The organism is Streptosporangium carneum (genome assembly GCF_027922005.1).
Lineage (GTDB): Bacteria > Actinomycetota > Actinomycetes > Streptosporangiales > Streptosporangiaceae > Streptosporangium > Streptosporangium carneum.
In genome coordinates, this window is sequence record NZ_BSEV01000011.1 from 191285 (window position 1) to 207589 (window position 16305).

General features: G+C 70.5%; 15 protein-coding genes. 6 read left to right on the top strand and 9 right to left on the bottom strand.

Annotated features, from left to right (window positions below):
* Nucleotides 1–23: 23 nt before the first annotated feature.
* From PKF00_RS23965 to PKF00_RS23975, 3 genes are all read right to left on the bottom strand, one after another.
* Nucleotides 24–890, bottom strand: a complete 867-nt coding sequence (locus PKF00_RS23965; RefSeq protein WP_271219870.1) for an N-acetylmuramoyl-L-alanine amidase — start codon at nucleotides 888–890, stop codon at nucleotides 24–26.
* 69 nt (nucleotides 891–959) lie between these two features.
* Nucleotides 960–1208, bottom strand: coding sequence for a hypothetical protein (locus PKF00_RS23970; RefSeq protein WP_271219871.1), 249 nt, complete (start codon nucleotides 1206–1208; stop codon nucleotides 960–962).
* Nucleotides 1209–1328: 120 nt separating this feature from the next.
* The gene (locus PKF00_RS23975) at nucleotides 1329–2414 is read right to left on the bottom strand and encodes a LacI family DNA-binding transcriptional regulator (protein ID WP_271219872.1); all 1086 of its coding nucleotides are present in this window, start codon (nucleotides 2412–2414) and stop codon (nucleotides 1329–1331) included.
* A 138-nt stretch (nucleotides 2415–2552) separates the two neighbouring features.
* Here PKF00_RS23975 and PKF00_RS23980 point away from each other — a divergent pair, with 138 nt between their 5' ends.
* Complete coding sequence (locus PKF00_RS23980) at nucleotides 2553–3242, top strand: TetR/AcrR family transcriptional regulator (RefSeq protein ID WP_271219873.1); 690 nt, start codon at nucleotides 2553–2555, stop codon at nucleotides 3240–3242.
* 181 nt (nucleotides 3243–3423) lie between these two features.
* Here PKF00_RS23980 and bldC read toward each other — a convergent pair whose 3' ends face one another.
* Both bldC and PKF00_RS23990 read right to left on the bottom strand, forming a co-directional pair.
* Nucleotides 3424–3627, bottom strand: a complete 204-nt coding sequence (gene bldC / locus PKF00_RS23985; protein ID WP_013133571.1) for a developmental transcriptional regulator BldC — start codon at nucleotides 3625–3627, stop codon at nucleotides 3424–3426.
* 319 nt (nucleotides 3628–3946) lie between these two features.
* Nucleotides 3947–4804, bottom strand: coding sequence for a DUF8083 family protein (locus tag PKF00_RS23990; RefSeq protein WP_271219874.1), 858 nt, complete (start codon nucleotides 4802–4804; stop codon nucleotides 3947–3949).
* A 189-nt stretch (nucleotides 4805–4993) separates the two neighbouring features.
* On the opposite strand from PKF00_RS23990, the gene PKF00_RS23995 reads away from it, so the two are divergent.
* Both PKF00_RS23995 and PKF00_RS24000 read left to right on the top strand, forming a co-directional pair.
* On the top strand, nucleotides 4994–6097 hold the full coding sequence (locus PKF00_RS23995; RefSeq protein ID WP_271219875.1) for a Leu/Phe/Val dehydrogenase: 1104 nt from the start codon (nucleotides 4994–4996) through the stop codon (nucleotides 6095–6097).
* Between the two features lie 150 nt (nucleotides 6098–6247).
* On the top strand, nucleotides 6248–6481 hold the full coding sequence (locus PKF00_RS24000; RefSeq protein ID WP_271219876.1) for a DUF3073 domain-containing protein: 234 nt from the start codon (nucleotides 6248–6250) through the stop codon (nucleotides 6479–6481).
* Nucleotides 6482–6953: 472 nt separating this feature from the next.
* On the opposite strand, the gene purM is transcribed toward PKF00_RS24000, so the two are convergent.
* The gene (gene purM, locus PKF00_RS24005) at nucleotides 6954–7979 is read right to left on the bottom strand and encodes a phosphoribosylformylglycinamidine cyclo-ligase (RefSeq protein ID WP_271219877.1); all 1026 of its coding nucleotides are present in this window, start codon (nucleotides 7977–7979) and stop codon (nucleotides 6954–6956) included.
* A 43-nt stretch (nucleotides 7980–8022) separates the two neighbouring features.
* A complete protein-coding gene (gene purF / locus PKF00_RS24010; RefSeq protein WP_271219878.1) occupies nucleotides 8023–9459 on the bottom strand; it encodes an amidophosphoribosyltransferase in 1437 nt (478 codons plus the stop codon).
* A 170-nt stretch (nucleotides 9460–9629) separates the two neighbouring features.
* On the opposite strand from purF, the gene PKF00_RS24015 reads away from it, so the two are divergent.
* Complete coding sequence (locus PKF00_RS24015) at nucleotides 9630–11195, top strand: DUF4190 domain-containing protein (protein ID WP_271219879.1); 1566 nt, start codon at nucleotides 9630–9632, stop codon at nucleotides 11193–11195.
* 6 nt (nucleotides 11196–11201) lie between these two features.
* Here PKF00_RS24015 and PKF00_RS24020 read toward each other — a convergent pair whose 3' ends face one another.
* Nucleotides 11202–11648, bottom strand: a complete 447-nt coding sequence (locus PKF00_RS24020; RefSeq protein WP_271219880.1) for a sterol carrier family protein — start codon at nucleotides 11646–11648, stop codon at nucleotides 11202–11204.
* Between the two features lie 178 nt (nucleotides 11649–11826).
* On the opposite strand from PKF00_RS24020, the gene PKF00_RS24025 reads away from it, so the two are divergent.
* The gene (locus PKF00_RS24025) at nucleotides 11827–13926 is read left to right on the top strand and encodes a PhoX family protein (protein WP_271219881.1); all 2100 of its coding nucleotides are present in this window, start codon (nucleotides 11827–11829) and stop codon (nucleotides 13924–13926) included.
* Nucleotides 13927–14020: 94 nt separating this feature from the next.
* Here PKF00_RS24025 and PKF00_RS24030 read toward each other — a convergent pair whose 3' ends face one another.
* Nucleotides 14021–15553 carry an MFS transporter gene (locus PKF00_RS24030; protein ID WP_271219882.1) on the bottom strand — a complete coding sequence of 511 codons (1533 nt, stop codon included), beginning with the start codon at nucleotides 15551–15553 and terminating at the stop codon, nucleotides 14021–14023.
* Nucleotides 15554–15635: 82 nt separating this feature from the next.
* Here PKF00_RS24030 and PKF00_RS24035 point away from each other — a divergent pair, with 82 nt between their 5' ends.
* A complete protein-coding gene (locus tag PKF00_RS24035) occupies nucleotides 15636–16292 on the top strand; it encodes a TetR/AcrR family transcriptional regulator (RefSeq protein WP_271219920.1) in 657 nt (218 codons plus the stop codon).
* Nucleotides 16293–16305: the final 13 nt, after the last annotated feature.

Here is a 16305-nt window from a genome sequence, read left to right on the forward strand (position 1 = left end):
GCCAAATTGGGCAAGATCGCGCATTACTTGAGATAGTTCTGTAGACCGTTGGCCAGTGCGGTGGCGGCCTTCTGGCGGAACGCCGGGCTCTGCATGTTGGCCGCGTCGCCGGAGTTCTTCATGTTTCCGCACTCGATGAAGATCTTCGGGACCGTGGAGAGGTTCAGGCCGCCGAGGTCGTTGCGGAAGTCGAGGGCCTTGGTCCCGATGTAGGTGGAGTAGGCCGTGCCGGTGCCGGACTTGTAGGCGTCGCGCACCGCCAGGCCGAGCTTCCTGGACGCCCCGACCACCGGGTCGACCGGGCCGTTGATCCTCTTCGGCATGATGATGTGGAAGCCGTGGTTGGCGCTGCCCGACCCGTCGCCGTGGATCGAGATCGCCGCGTCGGCCTTGGCCTCGTTGCCGATCGCCGCCCGCTCGGTGATGCACGGGCCCACGCCCGCGTTGTCGGGGCGGGTGAGCTTCACCGTCGCGCCCCTGGCCTTGAGGATCTTGGCCAGGCGCTGGGAGACGTCCCAGGTGAAGGCCGGCTCGGTGTAGCCGCTCGGGGTCGCCGTGCCGGTGGTGTCGCAGGCCTTCCACTGGGTCAGGACGTTGACCTGCTTGTTGATCTGCGCGGGATGCCGGTAGTTCTGACCGTTGTGACCGGGGTCGATGACCACGACCTTGCCGCTCAGCGGCCTGGCAGGAACGCCTCCGCCCGTCGCCGGGGTCTGCGGGGTCTCCTGCGCGCTCTTGGGCGCCTCGGTCGTCTGGCTCGCCGGACTCGCCGCTCGGGAGGCGGGCCCGCCGACCGCCGGGCCCGCGCCGGTGCCGTCGGCCGTGCCGCCGCAGGCGGCGACGCTCAGGCCGCACAGGGCGACAGTGGCCACGAGTGCTCTGCTGGTCACGCTCATCCTCCTCGAAGGAACCGTCAACCACCCAAACTTACGTGGCCCGACGTCGTGACCAAGCCGTTATCACCAGACGTGTTCTCCGATTTCCTGCTTCTGCAGGAGGGACGCGAGCTCCCTGGCGTCCTCCGCGTCCAGCCCGAGGACCACGCGCGGACGCCCCCAGGGATGGTCGATCGAATGGGCCACGTAACTCGCGACGGATTCGGCCCCCGCGTCGCCGCTCCGCCCTCGGGCGGCCCGCCAGTGCGCCCACGCCCGCTCGAGCTCGGCGGCCGCGCGCTGAGCGCATGAAACCAGTTCAGGATCACGCATTGTTACCCCCTCGTCACACCGGAGTCAACACCTGGACGTCGTCGCCACGTCGAGGGTTGACCCGGTTTTGACGAGATCTTGAGCCTGCCTGGGCGCGATGTAACGCTCCAGGCAGGCTCCTCACGCCTGCGCGGGGCCCGTGCTACGCCGTACGACCAGCTGGGGGGTGACCTCACGCAGGCGCGAGGACTTGCCCGGGTCGCCGATCCGGTCGCTCAGCAGCGCCGCCGCCGAACGGCCCATGGCCCTGCGGGGCTGGTCGACGGTGGTCAGCGAGATCGGCTGGGTTCCCGCGAGGTGGGTGTTGTCGTACCCGACGACCGAGAGGTCCTCGGGCACCCGCAGGCCCAGTTCCGCCGCGGCGGCGAGGACCCCGATCGCCACCGTGTCGTTCGCGGCGAAGATCGCGGTCGGGCGGGGGTCGCGGGTCAGCAGTTTGCGCGCGGCCTCCGCGCCGCCCTCCTCCGTGCACTCGCCCTGTTCGACCATGATGTACGGCGCCAGCGCGTGCCTGCGCATCGCCACCAGGTAGCCCTCGCACCGGAAGCGGCCGGAGGAGGAGCGGGCGCCCTCGATGTGGGCGATCCTGCGGTGGCCGAGGTCCACGAGGTGGTCGATGGCCAGGCGGGCGCCGAGCTGGTCGTCGTCCACGACGATGTCCACGCCGCCCAGCTCGATGTCGCGCTCGCCGACCACGACCGTCGGCGTGTAGCCGGTGGCCTCGATGAGCGTCTCGCTGGTCGGCGCGATGCCGAGCAGGACGAGGCCGTCCACCCGTAGTTCGAGGAACGCCTCGACGGCCTCGTCCTCGAACGCGGGGTCCCACTGGCTGTTGCCGATGAGCAGCCTGAGCCCGTCGCCGTGCAGGCTCTCCTGCAGGCCGTCCAGGAACTCGGCGTAGAACGGGTTGTGCAGGTCGGCGACGAGCGCCCCGACCAGGTGGGTGCGGCCTTCGACGAGGCTTCGCGCGACCGCGTTCGGCCGGTAGCCCAGCTCTCTGGCCGCCTGGAGCACCGCTTGCCTGCGGTGCTCGCTGACGTGCGGCGATCCGCGCAGCACGAGCGACACCAGTGATTTGGAGACACCGGCGCGTTCGGCCACGTTGCGGATCGTGGGACGCGGGCGTGGCCCGCCTCCGTCCTGCAGGACGGTGGCCGGCAGCTCGCGGGCTCGGGTGACGGTGGTGTTGACCGGTGGTCCTGACATTGCTCTCCCCCGGGATGTGGTGGATGGGCACCTGTCACTCAAAACGATCGAGTTCCGAATGAGGTACGGCTTCGGCCCAAGGGAACTCTGATCTTGCTCTCTCCGCCGCCCGCGATCGACTCCGATAGTGTGCGCGGTGTGGGGTCGACATCCGGGGGCGGCAGGCGGGGCAAGCCCGCGGCGGAGAGCGCGCGTCCCGCGCGGCGCAGGCTCAGCGTCGACCGGCGTCGCGAAGAACTCATGGCGGCGGCGCTCGAACTGTTCAGCAGGCGGGAGGCCGAGGACGTCTCCATCGACGACGTGGCCTCGGCGGCGGGCGCGTCGAGGGCCCTGGTCTACCACTACTTCGGCGGCAAGCAGGAGCTCTACGTCGCGGCGCTGAGAAGCGCGGCGGCCCAGCTCGAGGCGCGGCTCCAGCCCCATGGCGGCGGTCGCCCGCTCGAGGAGCTGGCCAGAGGGCTGACGCGTTACTTCGACTTCGTCGAGGAGCACGCGGCGGGCTTCGAGGCGCTGCTCAGGGGCGGACCGGCCAACCGCAGCGGTGAGATCGGGGAGATCGTCGACGGCGTCAGGCGCAGGCTCTTCCGCCTCATCACGAGGCAGATGCGCGTCGAGGAGCCGGGACCCGCGCTGCGTGTCACGCTGCGTTCGTGGATCGCCTCGGTGGAGACGGCGGGCCTCGACTGGCTGGAGCACCGGGACATCGAACGGCGGGCGCTTGAGCGCATGCTGACCGAGCACATGGTGGCGCTGCTCGGAGTGGCCGCGAACCGCGATCCGCAGGCCGGGCAGCTGCTGGAGAACCTGGTCCACGATCACGCGCGGTAGTCGCCCTCGGGGGGCGGGACGCGCCGGCGGACCGCGTCGGCGGGGTCGGCGGGAGCCGTACGGGACGATGTGGGGCGGCGCCGGGCGGGCGACGCCGCTCCCCACATAACCCGTGTGGCCTTACGCGCCCACGTGGTGAGCGCGCATTTGGATCCCCCCTAGGTCCGTGACGGCCCCCGTCTTACTCGGAGCGCTGCTGCGGAATCCCCGCGAGCAGTGCGCGAACCTCGGTCTCCCGGTAGCGGCGGTGCCCACCCAGAGTGCGGATGGACGTGAGCTTGCCCGCCTTCGCCCACCGGGTGACGGTCTTGGGATCGACCCGGAACATGGTTGCGACCTCCGCCGGGGTGAGCAGCGGCTCTGCCTCGGGTGTACGAGCTGACATTTGTGCGGCCTCTCCTCCATGTGGACCGGCGACAGCGATCCTGCGACTTGACGCTTGTCACGGATGTCCCCCTATGGCCCCTTGCGTGCGGCTGTTCGGACCATATGCGGCATCACCCGATGTGACCATACAGCCACGTAGAGCGATTGGCGAGCCTTTGAGTGACTCATCTCTCTTGTGCACCTGTTGTTGTCACGCTCGGTGATTCTAGCGACACGTTTCGTGGTATCGCAGTGAAAACGGCAAACTACTCAGTTCGTAGACGTGTCGCCGGTCATCGACCAACCTACTTATGCAGGTCAGAGGGATGATTTGCGACTCAGTTTGCTGATTCGAGAAGTTGTATTGATCTCCAGCGGAGAATCACCCGCTGGTACATGGCGAAGGCCAACTCTTCCTCGCCGTTCTCCAGACCTGTCAGGGCCGTCGAGATCTCCGCCACGGACTGGTCGTCCTGGAGCGTGTCGTCCCCCATGAGGTGGACGATGCCGCCGTAGTCGAGCTCGACGAGCGAGTGCGGGTGGAACTCCTCCAGCCAGCGCGCCACCTCCTCGACCTCCGCGGTCACCGCGACCTCGCCGACCTGCCTGCGGATGATCTGCAGGGCGCGGGCGGTGCGCCGCCTGGCGTGGGCCATGGAGGTCACGTAGATCAGGTTCCGGGTGGTCGTCGTGCCGTCCGGGCCTCCCTCTCCGTCGAGGACCAGCCAGCGTTCGTTGCCGTCGAAGGGGACGAACCATGACGTGGGAACGTGCCATGTCGAGGTGCGGATGTGGGTGCGGAGCGCCGCGGAGCCGCCGCGCCGCTTGAACCTGTCGAAGTCGTCGGCCGTCTGCTCGGCGACGGAGATCGGCACGAACCGTTCCATCAGCCTCGCCGGGGTCGCTCCCCGGAAGCGCGAGAAGGCCAGCCAGGACCTCAGTCTGCTCTGCCAGGGGCAGATGTAGAGAACGTTCTCGACGCGCCTCAGATAGGCGTTGGGGCTCTCCTGGGCGGGGGCGGGGGACGGCGGCACCCCCAGGAGGCGACGTACGGCCTCGCCGTGCTCGGCGTGGAGCGCGCTCGCGCGCCGGGGCCTGTCTGTGGCCTCGGCGTAGGCGGCCCACGAGGAACGTTCCGGCGGGGTGAACGCGGTCAGCGGTTCGTAGACACGGAGGTACGCGGCATAGGGCAGCACGACCGCATCGTGTCATGAAGGACCTGCTGTTGTCCGGTATCGACCTCGTGTGGGCCGTGGCGTCGCTTCTCGTGTCTCGGCTGGTGAGAAGGCGGGCTTTCGCCCGTGGTTCCGGCGGGACTTCTGGTTACGCTGAGACTGATTTCCGCCGCAACGGAGCGGCGGACCGGACGACCGGGAGCCACCACCGTGACCGACGTCTTCGGGCTGTCCCACAAGGACGCGAGCCCAGTAAGCGGCCAGGCCAAGCACGAGCAGGTCATCTTCTGCTCCGACGAGCGCAGCGGCCTCCACGCGATCATCGCGATCTACAACACCGCCCTCGGCCCGAGCCTGGGCGGCACCAGGTTCTACCCCTACGGCAGCGAGCAGGCGGCCCTGGCCGACGTGCTCAACCTCTCGCGGGCGATGGCCTACAAGAACGCCCTGGCCGGTCTCGACCTCGGCGGGGGCAAGGCCGTCATCATCGGCGACCCCGCCACGGACAAGAGCGAGGCGCTGCTGCGCGCCTACGGCAGGTTCGTGCAGTCCCTCGGGGGACGTTACTTCACCGCCTGCGACGTCGGCACCTACAGCGAGGACATGGACATCGTGGCCCGCGAGAGCTCCTACGTGACCGGGCGCACCCGGGCGAACGGCGGCGCGGGCGACTCCTCGATCCTGACCGCGTTCGGAGTGTTCCAGGGCATGCGGGCCGCGGCCGAGCACGTCTACGGCGCGCCGACGCTGCACGGCAGGAGGGTCGGCGTCGAGGGCGTCGGCAAGGTGGGGCACCGCCTGGTCGACCACCTCGTCGAGGACGGCGCCGAGGTCGTGATCTGCGACGTGAGCGAGCAGGCCGTCGAGCGGGTCCGTCAGCGGCACCCCCAGGTCGAGGTGGTCGCCGACCAGCTCGCGCTCACCGGGGCCGACATCGACGTCTACGCGCCGTGCGCCCTCGGCGGGGCGCTGGACGACGAGACGGTCGCCAGGCTGCGCGCCGGGATCGTGTGCGGCGGGGCCAACAACCAGCTGGCGCACCCGGGAGTGGAGAAGGAGCTCGCCGACCGCGGGATCCTCTACGCCCCCGACTACGTGGTCAACTCCGGCGGCGTCATCCAGGTGGCCGACGAGATCCACGGGTTCGACATGGACCGTGCGAAGGCAAAGGCCACCCAGATCTACGACACGACTCTCAAGATCTTCGCGACGGCGGCTGAGGATGGCATCCCGCCGGCCGTCGCAGCCGATAGGCTAGCGGAGCGCAGAATGTCGGAAGTCGGGCGAATTAGGGGCATTTGGCTGGGCCGCTAGCCCCTCACGCCCATACGGCGTACCGAGCCGGGCGTAAAACAGGTACGGTTGTAGTCGAACGAGAGCTGACGCCTCAAGTCAGGTGGCGTCAGTGCGTGGTGCGTTAGCGACGAGGGGTCGGGCACGACCCCACACGAGGGGGTCGAGCCAATGGGGCGCGGCCGAGCAAAGGCCAAGCAGGTCAAGGTTGCTCGCCAGCTGAAGTACAACAGCGGTGGCACTGATCTTGAGCGTCTTCGCGACGAGCTCGGAGTCAGAGACGACTCCAACCACAATGACGACGCCAACGACTCCTACGATGAACTGGCTGATCGGTACGCCGATTACGCCGATGACTTCGGCTCCGGAGACGACCGCGACGACGGGACGTCCGGCCGACGTTAGGCGGCTTCACAACGAGTGTGAGCGAGAACACCCGGTGGTCGAGAAGCCACCGGGTGTTTTCTCCGCACTGCGGTTCCTGGCAGCGCTCCGGTAGCCCGGAGCGCTTCTGTCGTTTCCGCACCCGGCCACGGTTTCCGCGCCCGGTCACGACGGTCTTCCCGGCGCCGGGACGACGTCCCCGCGCACCGCTCGCCTCCGTGTGTCTTCTCCCGTGTCCTTTCGGGATCCCTTGTCAGCCGCGTGTCCTCTGCGCGGCGTCCCCCTCCGCTCGGCCTCGCCCACGGTCTTCGGGATCACACACCCCCGACCTGCGCGCCACCGGCCCATGCGCCACCGACCTGCGCGCCGCCGACTCGCCCGCCGCCGCTGCTCACCGTACCGGCGCCCGGACGACGGACAGGACGTCGGGGCGGGGGCGGGCCCGCCTGTGCCCGGAGGGTCTCCGGAGGTGGGCCCGCCTGTGCCGGGAGGTTCAGCGGTAGCGGGCCTGGCCTGTGCCGGGGACGATCTCGCCGAGCACCCAGGCGGGCAGGCCGCGCTCGCGGAGCAGGGCCAGAGCCGGGTCCACGGCGTCCGCGGCCACGACGGCCGCCATGCCCACACCCAGGTTGAAGGTGCGGTCCATGTCGGCCTGGGCGACCTTCCCGTGGCCCGCGAGCACCTCGAAGACGGCGGGCGGGGTCCAGGAGGAGCGGTCGAGCAGCGCGTCCAGCGTCGGCGGGAGGGAACGCGACAGGTTGCCCTCCAGACCGCCGCCGGTGATGTGCGCGTAGGCGTGCACCTCCGTCGCGCGGGCCAGCTCCAGACAGTCCAGGGAGTAGATCCTGGTCGGTTCGAGCAGCTCCTCGCCGAGCGTGCGGCCGAGCTCGGCAGGCTGGTCCTCCAGGGACAGACCGGCGAGCTTGATGATGTGCCTGACCAGCGAGTAGCCGTTGGAGTGCACGCCGGAAGAGGCCAGCGCCAGCACCACGTCGCCCTCGCGGACCCGGTCACGGCCGAGCATCCGGTCGGCCTCGACCACGCCGGTCGCGGCGCCCGCCAGGTCGTACTCGTCGGCGCCCATGGCTCCCGGGTGCTCCGCGGTCTCGCCGCCGATGAGGGCGCAGCCCGCCAGTCGGCAGCCTTCCGCGACGCCGCCGACGATCTCGGCGATCCGCTCGGGGACGACCTTCCCGCAGGCGATGTAGTCGGTCATGAAGAGCGGCTCCGCGCCGCAGACCACCAGGTCGTCCACGACCATGCCGACCAGGTCGACGCCGATCGTGTCGTGCTTGCCCAGGGCCTGCGCCAGCATGACCTTCGTGCCGACGCCGTCGGTCGAGGTGGTCAGCAGCGGCCGGCGGTAACTCAGCAGGGCCGAGGCGTCGAACAGGCCGGCGAAGCCGCTGGCGTCGTCGACGACCTCGGGCCGCCTGGAACGCGCGACCTTCGACTTCATCAGCTCGACGGCGCGCTCACCCGCGTCGATGTCCACGCCGGCGGCGGCGTAGCTGGTCATGAGTCCTCCCTGGCCGGTGCTGTGACCAAGACGCTTCGGAGGCTCACAGCTTGGCCTCCAGGACGTACTTGCCCACGTTGTCCTGGTCGACGGCGATGGGGTACGTGCCGTCGAAGCACGCGCGGCAGAGCCGCTCCGCGGGGATCGTGGTGGCCGCGGTCAGGCCCTCGATCGAGATGTATCCGAGGGAGTCGGCGCCGAGAGAGGCGCGGATCTCCTCGACGCTGAGCGAACCGGCGATCAGCTCGGCCCTGGTGGCGAAGTCGATGCCGTAGAAGCACGGCCAGGAGACCGGCGGAGAGGAGATCCGGACGTGGACCTCCCTGGCGCCCGCCTCGCGCAGCATCTTGACGATCGCCCGCTGGGTGTTGCCGCGCACGATGGAGTCGTCGACGACGACCAGGCGCTTGCCCGCGACGACCTCCTTCAGCGGGTTGAGCTTGAGCCGGATGCCGAGCTGCCGGATCGTCTGGGACGGCTGGATGAAGGTCCGGCCGACGTAGGAGTTCTTGACCAGGCCCTGGCCGTACGGGATCCCGCTCTCCTCGGCGTAGCCGACGGCGGCCGGGGTGCCCGACTCGGGCGTCGGGATGACCAGGTCGGCCTCGACGGGGTGCTCGCGGGCCAGCACGCGGCCGACCTCGACGCGGGTGGTCTGCACGCCGCGCCCGGCGATCGTGGTGTCGGGGCGGGCGAGGTAGACGTACTCGAACAGGCAGCCCTTCGGGTCGGCGACCGCGAACTTGCGGGAGCGGACGCCGCGCTCGTCGATGGTGAGCAGCTCGCCCGGCTCGATCTCGCGGACGAAGACGGCGCCGACGATGTCCAGCGCGGCGGTCTCCGAGGCGACCACCCAGCCGCGCTCGAGACGGCCCAGCACCAGCGGGCGGATGCCCTGCGGGTCACGGGCGGCGTACAGGGTCTTCTCGTCCATGAAGACGAGGGAGTAGGCGCCCTTGACCTGGGGGAGAAGCTCGGCTGCCGCGTCCTCGATGGGCTGGCTGCGGTCCTGGGCCAGCAGCGACGTCAGCACCTCGGTGTCGGTGGTCGCCCTGGTCGAGCCGGGGGCGAGCCGCCGGGACAGCTCCGCAGTGTTGATCAGGTTTCCGTTGTGGGCGAGCGCGAGGCCGCCCTCCTCGGTCGAGCTCAGCGTCGGCTGGGCGTTCTCCCAGACGCTCGACCCGGTGGTCGAGTAGCGGCAGTGCCCGATCGCCAGGTGGCCGCGGAGAGTTCCGAGGATCGACTCGTCGAAGACCTGGGCCACCAGACCCATGTCCTTGTAGACGAGAATGCGGCTGCCCTCGCTGACCGCGATGCCCGCGGACTCCTGGCCGCGGTGCTGCAACGCGTACAGCCCGTAGTAGGTGAGTTTGGAGACTTCCTCCCCAGGTGCCCAGACGCCGAAGACGCCGCACGCGTCCTTCGGGGGTTGGTCACGGGGGTCAAGGTCATGGCTCAGCTGGCCGTCGCCCTTCAGCACATGCTTCAGTCTAGGTCGGGCTTCTCGCTGCTCGAACCCGGGGGTTGTGTCCGGCGTTCTGTATCACTGTTACCGAACAATCGTCAGTGTTTTGCCGTGTCGGCCTGTTTCAGGGGAAAGGGCCGGGGGAGTGTGAGTATCCGGCATGCCTACACCTCGGGAGAGCGGACGTGACAACACCTGAGGACCCGAACCAGCCTGACCCGCGGCGGGAGCCGAGGGACCGGCGGCCAGAAGGGGAGGGAGCGGCCCAGGAACGACCCCCCGGCGCCGGGGAGGAGACAACGGTTCCCGGCGAGCCGGAGGAGCCCGCTCCGTGGCCTCCGGAGCCGCACGGCCCCGTCCCTGGGGAGACACCCCCCGGGCAGCCGATCTCCACGCCCGGCGAGCCCTCGCTGCCGCGCCACCCGGACGTGCCGACCGCCCCTGAGATCCCCCAGCCCGTCCAGGCGGAACCGGACGCCACGGTGGCGTTCGGATCGCCCGGCGTCCCCGAGGAGAGCGCGCAGCCGCCCTACACGGTGCCCGGCGCGACCCCGCCCGCCTACCCGGGGTGGGAGAGCGCCCCCGAGGAGGGCGCGGGGGAGAGGTGGACAGCCGGAGGGCAGGAAGGGGCCGAGGGCCTGGACGCGCCGTCGAGCGCCGCCAGGCCGTCCCGCTACGACCCGCCGACCCCGGCCGAGGACCTCCCCGCGGCCTCCCGTCCTTCCGGAGAGGGCGCTCCCGGCGGCTTCCAGGCCCCCGATGAGAGCGCCGCCGACGGATCTCAGGCTCCCGGTGCGGGTGCTCCCGGTGGGCTCCAGGGTCCCGGCGGCTTCCAGGCTCCCGGCGAGGGCGCTCCCGGCGGGTTCCAGGCTCCCGGCGGGGGAGGAGCACAGGGCGGGTTCCCGCGTCCCGGCGAGAGCGTCCCCGGGGCCAGCCCGTACGGCGGGCAGGGCGGGACCGGCGCCCACGCGAGCCGGTCGGAGCGGCCGGAGGACCGGCCCCAGCCGCCGTCCTCCACCACACCGTCTCCCACCACACCCACACCGTCTCCCACCACACCGTCTCCCGCCACGCCGGCCGCCTCCTCCTCGCAGTGGGATCCCTCGGAGGGGCAGACACCGCCCTACGGGCAGAGCCCGGTCGAGGGGCGGACGCCGTCCGGGCAGGAGCCCGCGGGGGAGCAGGGGTATCCGGGCAGGCAGGAGCCCCCGGGCGGCCAGCCGTACGCGTCCCCGTCCGCGCCGGACCAGCCGTACGGGTCCCCGTCCGCGCAGGGACAGCCGTACGCGTCCCCGTCCGCGCAGGGACAGCCGTACGGGTCCCAGCAGGGCCCGCCGTACCAGGCTCCGCTCTCGCCGGGAGGTCCCGGGTATCCCGGAGGGCCCGGCTATCCGGGCGCGACGCCGTACCCGGCGCCTCCGGGGCAGCAGTGGGAGCGTCCTCGGAGCGGAGGGCTCGGCACCGCGTCGCTCGTCCTGGGCATCGTGAGCATCTTCCTGCTCGTGGTGTGCGGCATCGGCGTGCTGACGGCCATCGTCGGACTGATCATCGGCATCGTGGCGCTCGTCAAGCACTCCAACCGGGGCAGGGCCTGGGCGGGGATCGTGCTGAGCGTGCTGACCCTGGTCATCGCCGTGGCGTTGCTGAGCTGGTTCTACAGCAAGGTCGGCGACTGCGTTAACCTGCCGCCCGAGCTCCAGCAGCGCTGCATCGAGGATCGTTTCGGAGTCCAGGTCGAGAACGTGCCGTGACGGTCGCTAGCGGACGGGCAGGTAGTCGGACAGGTCGGCCCTGCTCCCGCTCGCCGCGATCTTCCCGGCGGCCGTCGCCTCCGCCCACGTCAGCCGGCCGGTGGCCAGCTCGAGCCAGGTGAGAGCGTCGGTCTCGACCACGTTCGGCGGGGTGCCCCTGGTGTGCCGGGGGCCCTCGACGCACTGCACCGCGGCGTACGGCGGGACCCGCACCTCGACGGTCCGCCCGGGAGCCGCGGTGGCCAGCAGGTCGAGCAGGTGCCGTACGGCGAAGCGGGTGATCTCCCGCTCGGGGCGGATCCCGCGCCCGTAGGCCCGCAGCACCACCGCGACACACGCCCCGAGGAGGTCGGCGAGCCCTCCCGGGCCGTCGTAGGAGGGCTCGTCGAGCACGACCAGCTGGGCGTCCAGCGCGGCGCGGACCTTGGCGGGGTCTGGCTTGTGAGGCGGCACGTTCCCATCATGCCGCGCGTTCCCCCGGCCCTCATCCTCCGTCCTCGTCCCTCGGTGCGCACGACTCCGGGCGATCGCGACAAACGGTTCATCGGACCGGCAAACGTCGTTCACCTCCGGTTCCACTGGCGCACGTAGCGTCCGGCCCGAACGATCGCGTCCACCCTTGGAGGATCCTGTGGCGAACCTGTCACCGCGCAGACCGCTGCCGCTGCTCACGACCCCTCACAAGGGTGGCCGCAGCGCGTTGACCTGTCAGTTCCGCTGCGGTAACCAGTGCGCCCACGACGTGCAGAACACCAGCGAGAACGTCTACTTCGGCGACGTGGTCGCCGAGGCGGTGTCCCGCCGTGGGCTGCTGCGCGCGGGCGCCCTCGGCGCTCTCGCGATCGGCGCCGGGGTCTCCGCGGCGGCCCCCGCGTTCGCGGCCTCGGGCCCCGGCGCGGAGGCGGCGGCGCAGGCGGACGCGGAGACCCTCGGGTTCGGCCACGGCGGCCGGGGCGGACTCGGCTTCACCGCCGTCCGGCCGAACACCGACGACAAGGTGACGGTCCCCGAGGGATACGAGACGGCGCCCGTCGTGCGCTGGGGCGACCCGGTGCTGCCCGGCGCGCCCGCGTTCGACTTCGAGAACCAGACCGCGGCCGCGCAGGCCGCGCAGTTCGGCTACAACAACGACTTCGTCGCCTTCTTCCCGCTGGGCGCCCAGCGCGGCCTGCTCTGGGTCAACCACGAGTACACCGACGAGAACCTCATGTTCCGCGGCTACACCAACGGCGACGCCGCGACCGAGGAGCAGATCAGGATCGCGCTGGCGGCGCACGGCGGCTCGGTGGTCGAGGTCGAGCGGGTCGGCAGGACGGGCCAGTGGAAGCTGGTCACGCGGGGACGCCGCCGCTACAACCGCCGCGTCACCGCGCAGACCCCGATGAGGTTCACCGGCCCCGCCGCGGGCGGCGACCTGCTGAAGACCTCCGCGGACCCGGCGGGCACCACCCCGGTCGGCACCCTCAACAACTGCGCGGGCGGCACCACCCCGTGGGGGACGGTGCTGAGCGGCGAGGAGAACTTCAACCAGTACTTCGTCAACGGCAACGGCGTGCCCGAGGCGCAGAAGCCCTTCCTCTCCCGGTACGGCGTGAGCCCCACGACCGGCGTCCCGAGCGGCAACCGCAGGTTCGACCGGGTCGAGGAGCGTTTCGACCTGGCCAGGCACCCCAACGAGGTCAACCGGTTCGGCTGGATCGTGGAGATCGACCCGTTCGACCCCGACTCGACCCCGGTCAAGCGCACCGCCCTGGGCAGGCTGGCCCACGAGGGCGCGACCACCACCCTGGCCAGGGACGGCAGGGTCGTGGCCTACATGGGTGACGACTCCCGCTTCGAGTACGTCTACAAGTTCGTCTCGAAGAAGCGCTACATCCCCGGCTTCGACCGCCACAACCGGACCCTGCTGGACGAGGGCACGCTGTACGTGGCGAAGTTCACCGGCGACAGTCCGGCGGCGGAGATCGACGGCAGCGGCAGGCTCCCCGCCGACGGCCGGTTCGACGGCTCGGGGCAGTGGATCCCGCTGGTGACCGGTGACGTCTCGCACGTGCCGGGCATGACCGCCCAGGAGGTCCTCGTCTACACCCGCGTGGCGGCCGACAAGGTCGGCGCGACCAAGATGGACCGCCCCGAGGACGTGGAGCGCAACCCGGTCACCGGGGGCGTCTACGTGGCCCTGACCAACAACACCAACAGGACCCCCGCCCAGGTGGACGAGGCCAACCCGCGCCCGTCGAACAAGCACGGCCACATCCTGGAGATCACGGAACTGCGCGACGACGCGGGCGCGACGACCTTCGCCTGGTCCCTGCCGCTGGTCTGCGGCGACCCGAACGACCCCTCGACCTACTTCGGCGGGTTCGACAAGACCAAGGTCTCGCCGATCTCCTGCCCGGACAACGTCGCCTTCGACGCCGAGGGCAACCTCTGGATCTCCACGGACGGCAACCAGCTCGGCGCGAACGACGGCCTGTTCGCCATGCCGGTGCGCGGCCCCGAGCGCGGCCACCTCAAGCAGTTCCTGAGCGTCCCGGTCGGCGCGGAGACCTGCGGTCCCTTCGTCAGCCCCGACCAGCGCAGCGTCTTCACGGCCATCCAGCACCCCGGCGAGACCAACGGAGCCACCCCCGAGGCGCCGACCAGCCACTGGCCCGACGGCGGCGCCAGCCAGCCCAGGCCCGCCGTCGTGGTCACCTGGCACAGGCAGGGCAGGAAGGTCGGCTCCTGATCCCGGTACCGCCTGCGCCCTTCCCTCGAAGAAGGCGTGAGCCATCCTCTGGGCGGGGTCCGGGGGACGGGCGCAGGCGGTACCGCCCTTCTTCTCACCTCTCGAGCGCCTCCCGCCGTCCCCGGTTCTCCCGCGTTCCCCGTGCCACCGGTATGGCGGACGCCCGGACGGGCCCTTCGGCGGCGACGGCCTCCTCGACGGATCCTTCGACGGACCCGGACCCGGACCCGGACCCGGACTCGGATCCGGTCCGGCGCAGGGAGAACAGGCTCACCGGCACCCCGACCAGCACGATCGCCGCCGAGATCACCAGGGTCGACTGGTACGCCTCAAGGAAGGCCGTCAGCGGCTGCACGCCGTCCGCCACGAGCGAGGTCTGCCTGCCGTTGAGGATCGCCCCGAGAACCGTGATCCCGAGCAGGCCGAAGACCTCCCGTGAGACGTTCAGCACACCCGAGGCGACTCCGGCGCGCTCGGCGGGCAGCGTGCCCAAGATGGCCGTGGTGAGCGGCACGAGGAGGCCTCCGCCCAGACCGTAGACCAGGAACCACGGCAGCAGGTCCCCGAACCGGCCGCCCTCTCCGACGAAGGAGATCCCGAAGACCGCCCCGGACATCAGCAGCAGTCCGGTCGCCACGGTCGTCGCGGTCCCGAGGACGCCGCTGATCCTGGGGGCGACGGCGGCGGTCACGGCCATCACCAGCGCCATCGGCACGAACGACCCCCCGGCCTCGAGGGGGGAGAATCCCAGCGCGTTCTGCAGGTACAGCGCGGTGAAGAAGTAGATCCCGAACACGCCGAACGCCCACAGCCCCGTCGAGAGCATGCCCCCGCTGACCACCCGCGACCTGAACAGCGACAGGTCGATCATCGGCTCCCGGCTCCTGACCTCGATCACTCCGAAGGCCAGCGCGGAGGCGACGGCCAGTCCCAGCGAGCCCAGGATCTCCGGAGAGGTCCATCCGGCCCGTTCTCCCTCGATGAGCGCGTAGGTCAGCGCGAACAGCGCGAGGCTCGACGTGGCCAGCCCGGGGACGTCCAGGCCGCGCCGTACCCGCTCCTGCGGGGTTGTCCTGATCGCCCAGAGGCCCAGCGCGAACGTCACGAGGCCGACGGGGACGTTGATCAGGTAGATCCAGCCCCACCGGGCGTGCTCGCTGATGAACCCGCCGGTCAGCGGCCCCAGGGCCAGCGCGAGCGCGCCGACCGAGCTCCACAGGCCGATCGCCGTCGCCCGTTCCCTCTCGTCGGAGAAGACCGATCTGAGCAGGGCGAGCGCGGTCGGCGTCAGGAGCGCGGCCCCGACGCCCTGCACCGCCCTGGCGGTGATCAGGACGGCGCCGTCGGAGGCCAGTCCTGCGGCGAGCGACGCCGCCGTGAAGACGCCGAGCCCGATCATGAAGATCCGCCGCCGTCCGAAGACGTCCGCCAGGCGTCCGCCGACCAGCATCAGCCCGGCGAAGACCAGGATGTAGCCGCTGACGATCCACTCCAGACCGGAGATGCTCAGCCCGAGATCCCGTTGGATCGTCGGCAGCGCGACGTTCACCACGTTGTTGTCGAGATACGTCATGAAGGTGGCGAGCGAGATCGCTCCCAGCGCCCACCATCTGCGGTCAGCCGTCACTTCCACTCCTATACGGCGTACTTATACGGTGTACATGTACGACGCACAGTTGAACTTGTACGGCGTATAGTTGTCAACCGTGATGGGAAAACTGACCCGTGAGGCGGTCGTCGAGCGGGCGCTGCTGATCGGTGACGACGAAGGACTCCAGGCGGTGACGATCAGGCGACTCGCCCAGGACCTGGGTGTCACCCCGATGGCGCTCTACTGGCATTTCAAGAACAAGGAGCAGCTGATCGTCGGCCTGGCCGACCACCTGGTCCACGGCTTCGTGGTCACGGAGGATCCCGTCAGGCCGTGGCAGGAGCAGCTTCGTGAGCTCGTCGCGGGCCTGGTCCGCGTGCTGCGACGCCACCCCTGCGCCGTGTCCGTGCTCGAGGAGGTCGACCACATGGAGGTGCCGCACTTCCTGCACGTGTGGAACACCGCCCTCGGCCTGTGCAGGAAGGCCGGGTTCACCTACGAGGAGAGCTGCCTGATCTCCAAGTACCTCCTCCAGGGGGCGATCGCGCTCTCCGCGGGCCAGGTGAACCGGAAGGCGGGCGTCACGTCGAAGGAGGGGAGGGAGGCCGCGCGCGTCAAGCGGATCACCCTGCAGTCGCTCCCGCAGGACGTCTACCCGCACATCGTGGAGATGGCGGCCCCGCTCGTCGAGGGCTGCAGCACGGAGCTCTACGACACCTTCGGGGTCGATCTCCTGATGAACGGCATCGAGACACTGGCGGAACGCCGCGCGTGAGGTCCGCGCCCCT

Coding starts and splice junctions, on each gene's coding strand:
- PKF00_RS24035 (WP_271219920.1), top strand. CDS start 15,636: ATGGGAAAACTGACCCGTGAGGCGGTCGTCGAGCGGGCGCTGCTGATC.
- PKF00_RS23975 (WP_271219872.1), bottom strand. CDS start 2,414: ATGTCAGGACCACCGGTCAACACCACCGTCACCCGAGCCCGCGAGCTG.
- purM (WP_271219877.1), bottom strand. CDS start 7,979: ATGACCAGCTACGCCGCCGCCGGCGTGGACATCGACGCGGGTGAGCGC.
- bldC (WP_013133571.1), bottom strand. CDS start 3,627: ATGTCAGCTCGTACACCCGAGGCAGAGCCGCTGCTCACCCCGGCGGAG.
- PKF00_RS24000 (WP_271219876.1), top strand. CDS start 6,248: ATGGGGCGCGGCCGAGCAAAGGCCAAGCAGGTCAAGGTTGCTCGCCAG.
- PKF00_RS23970 (WP_271219871.1), bottom strand. CDS start 1,208: ATGCGTGATCCTGAACTGGTTTCATGCGCTCAGCGCGCGGCCGCCGAG.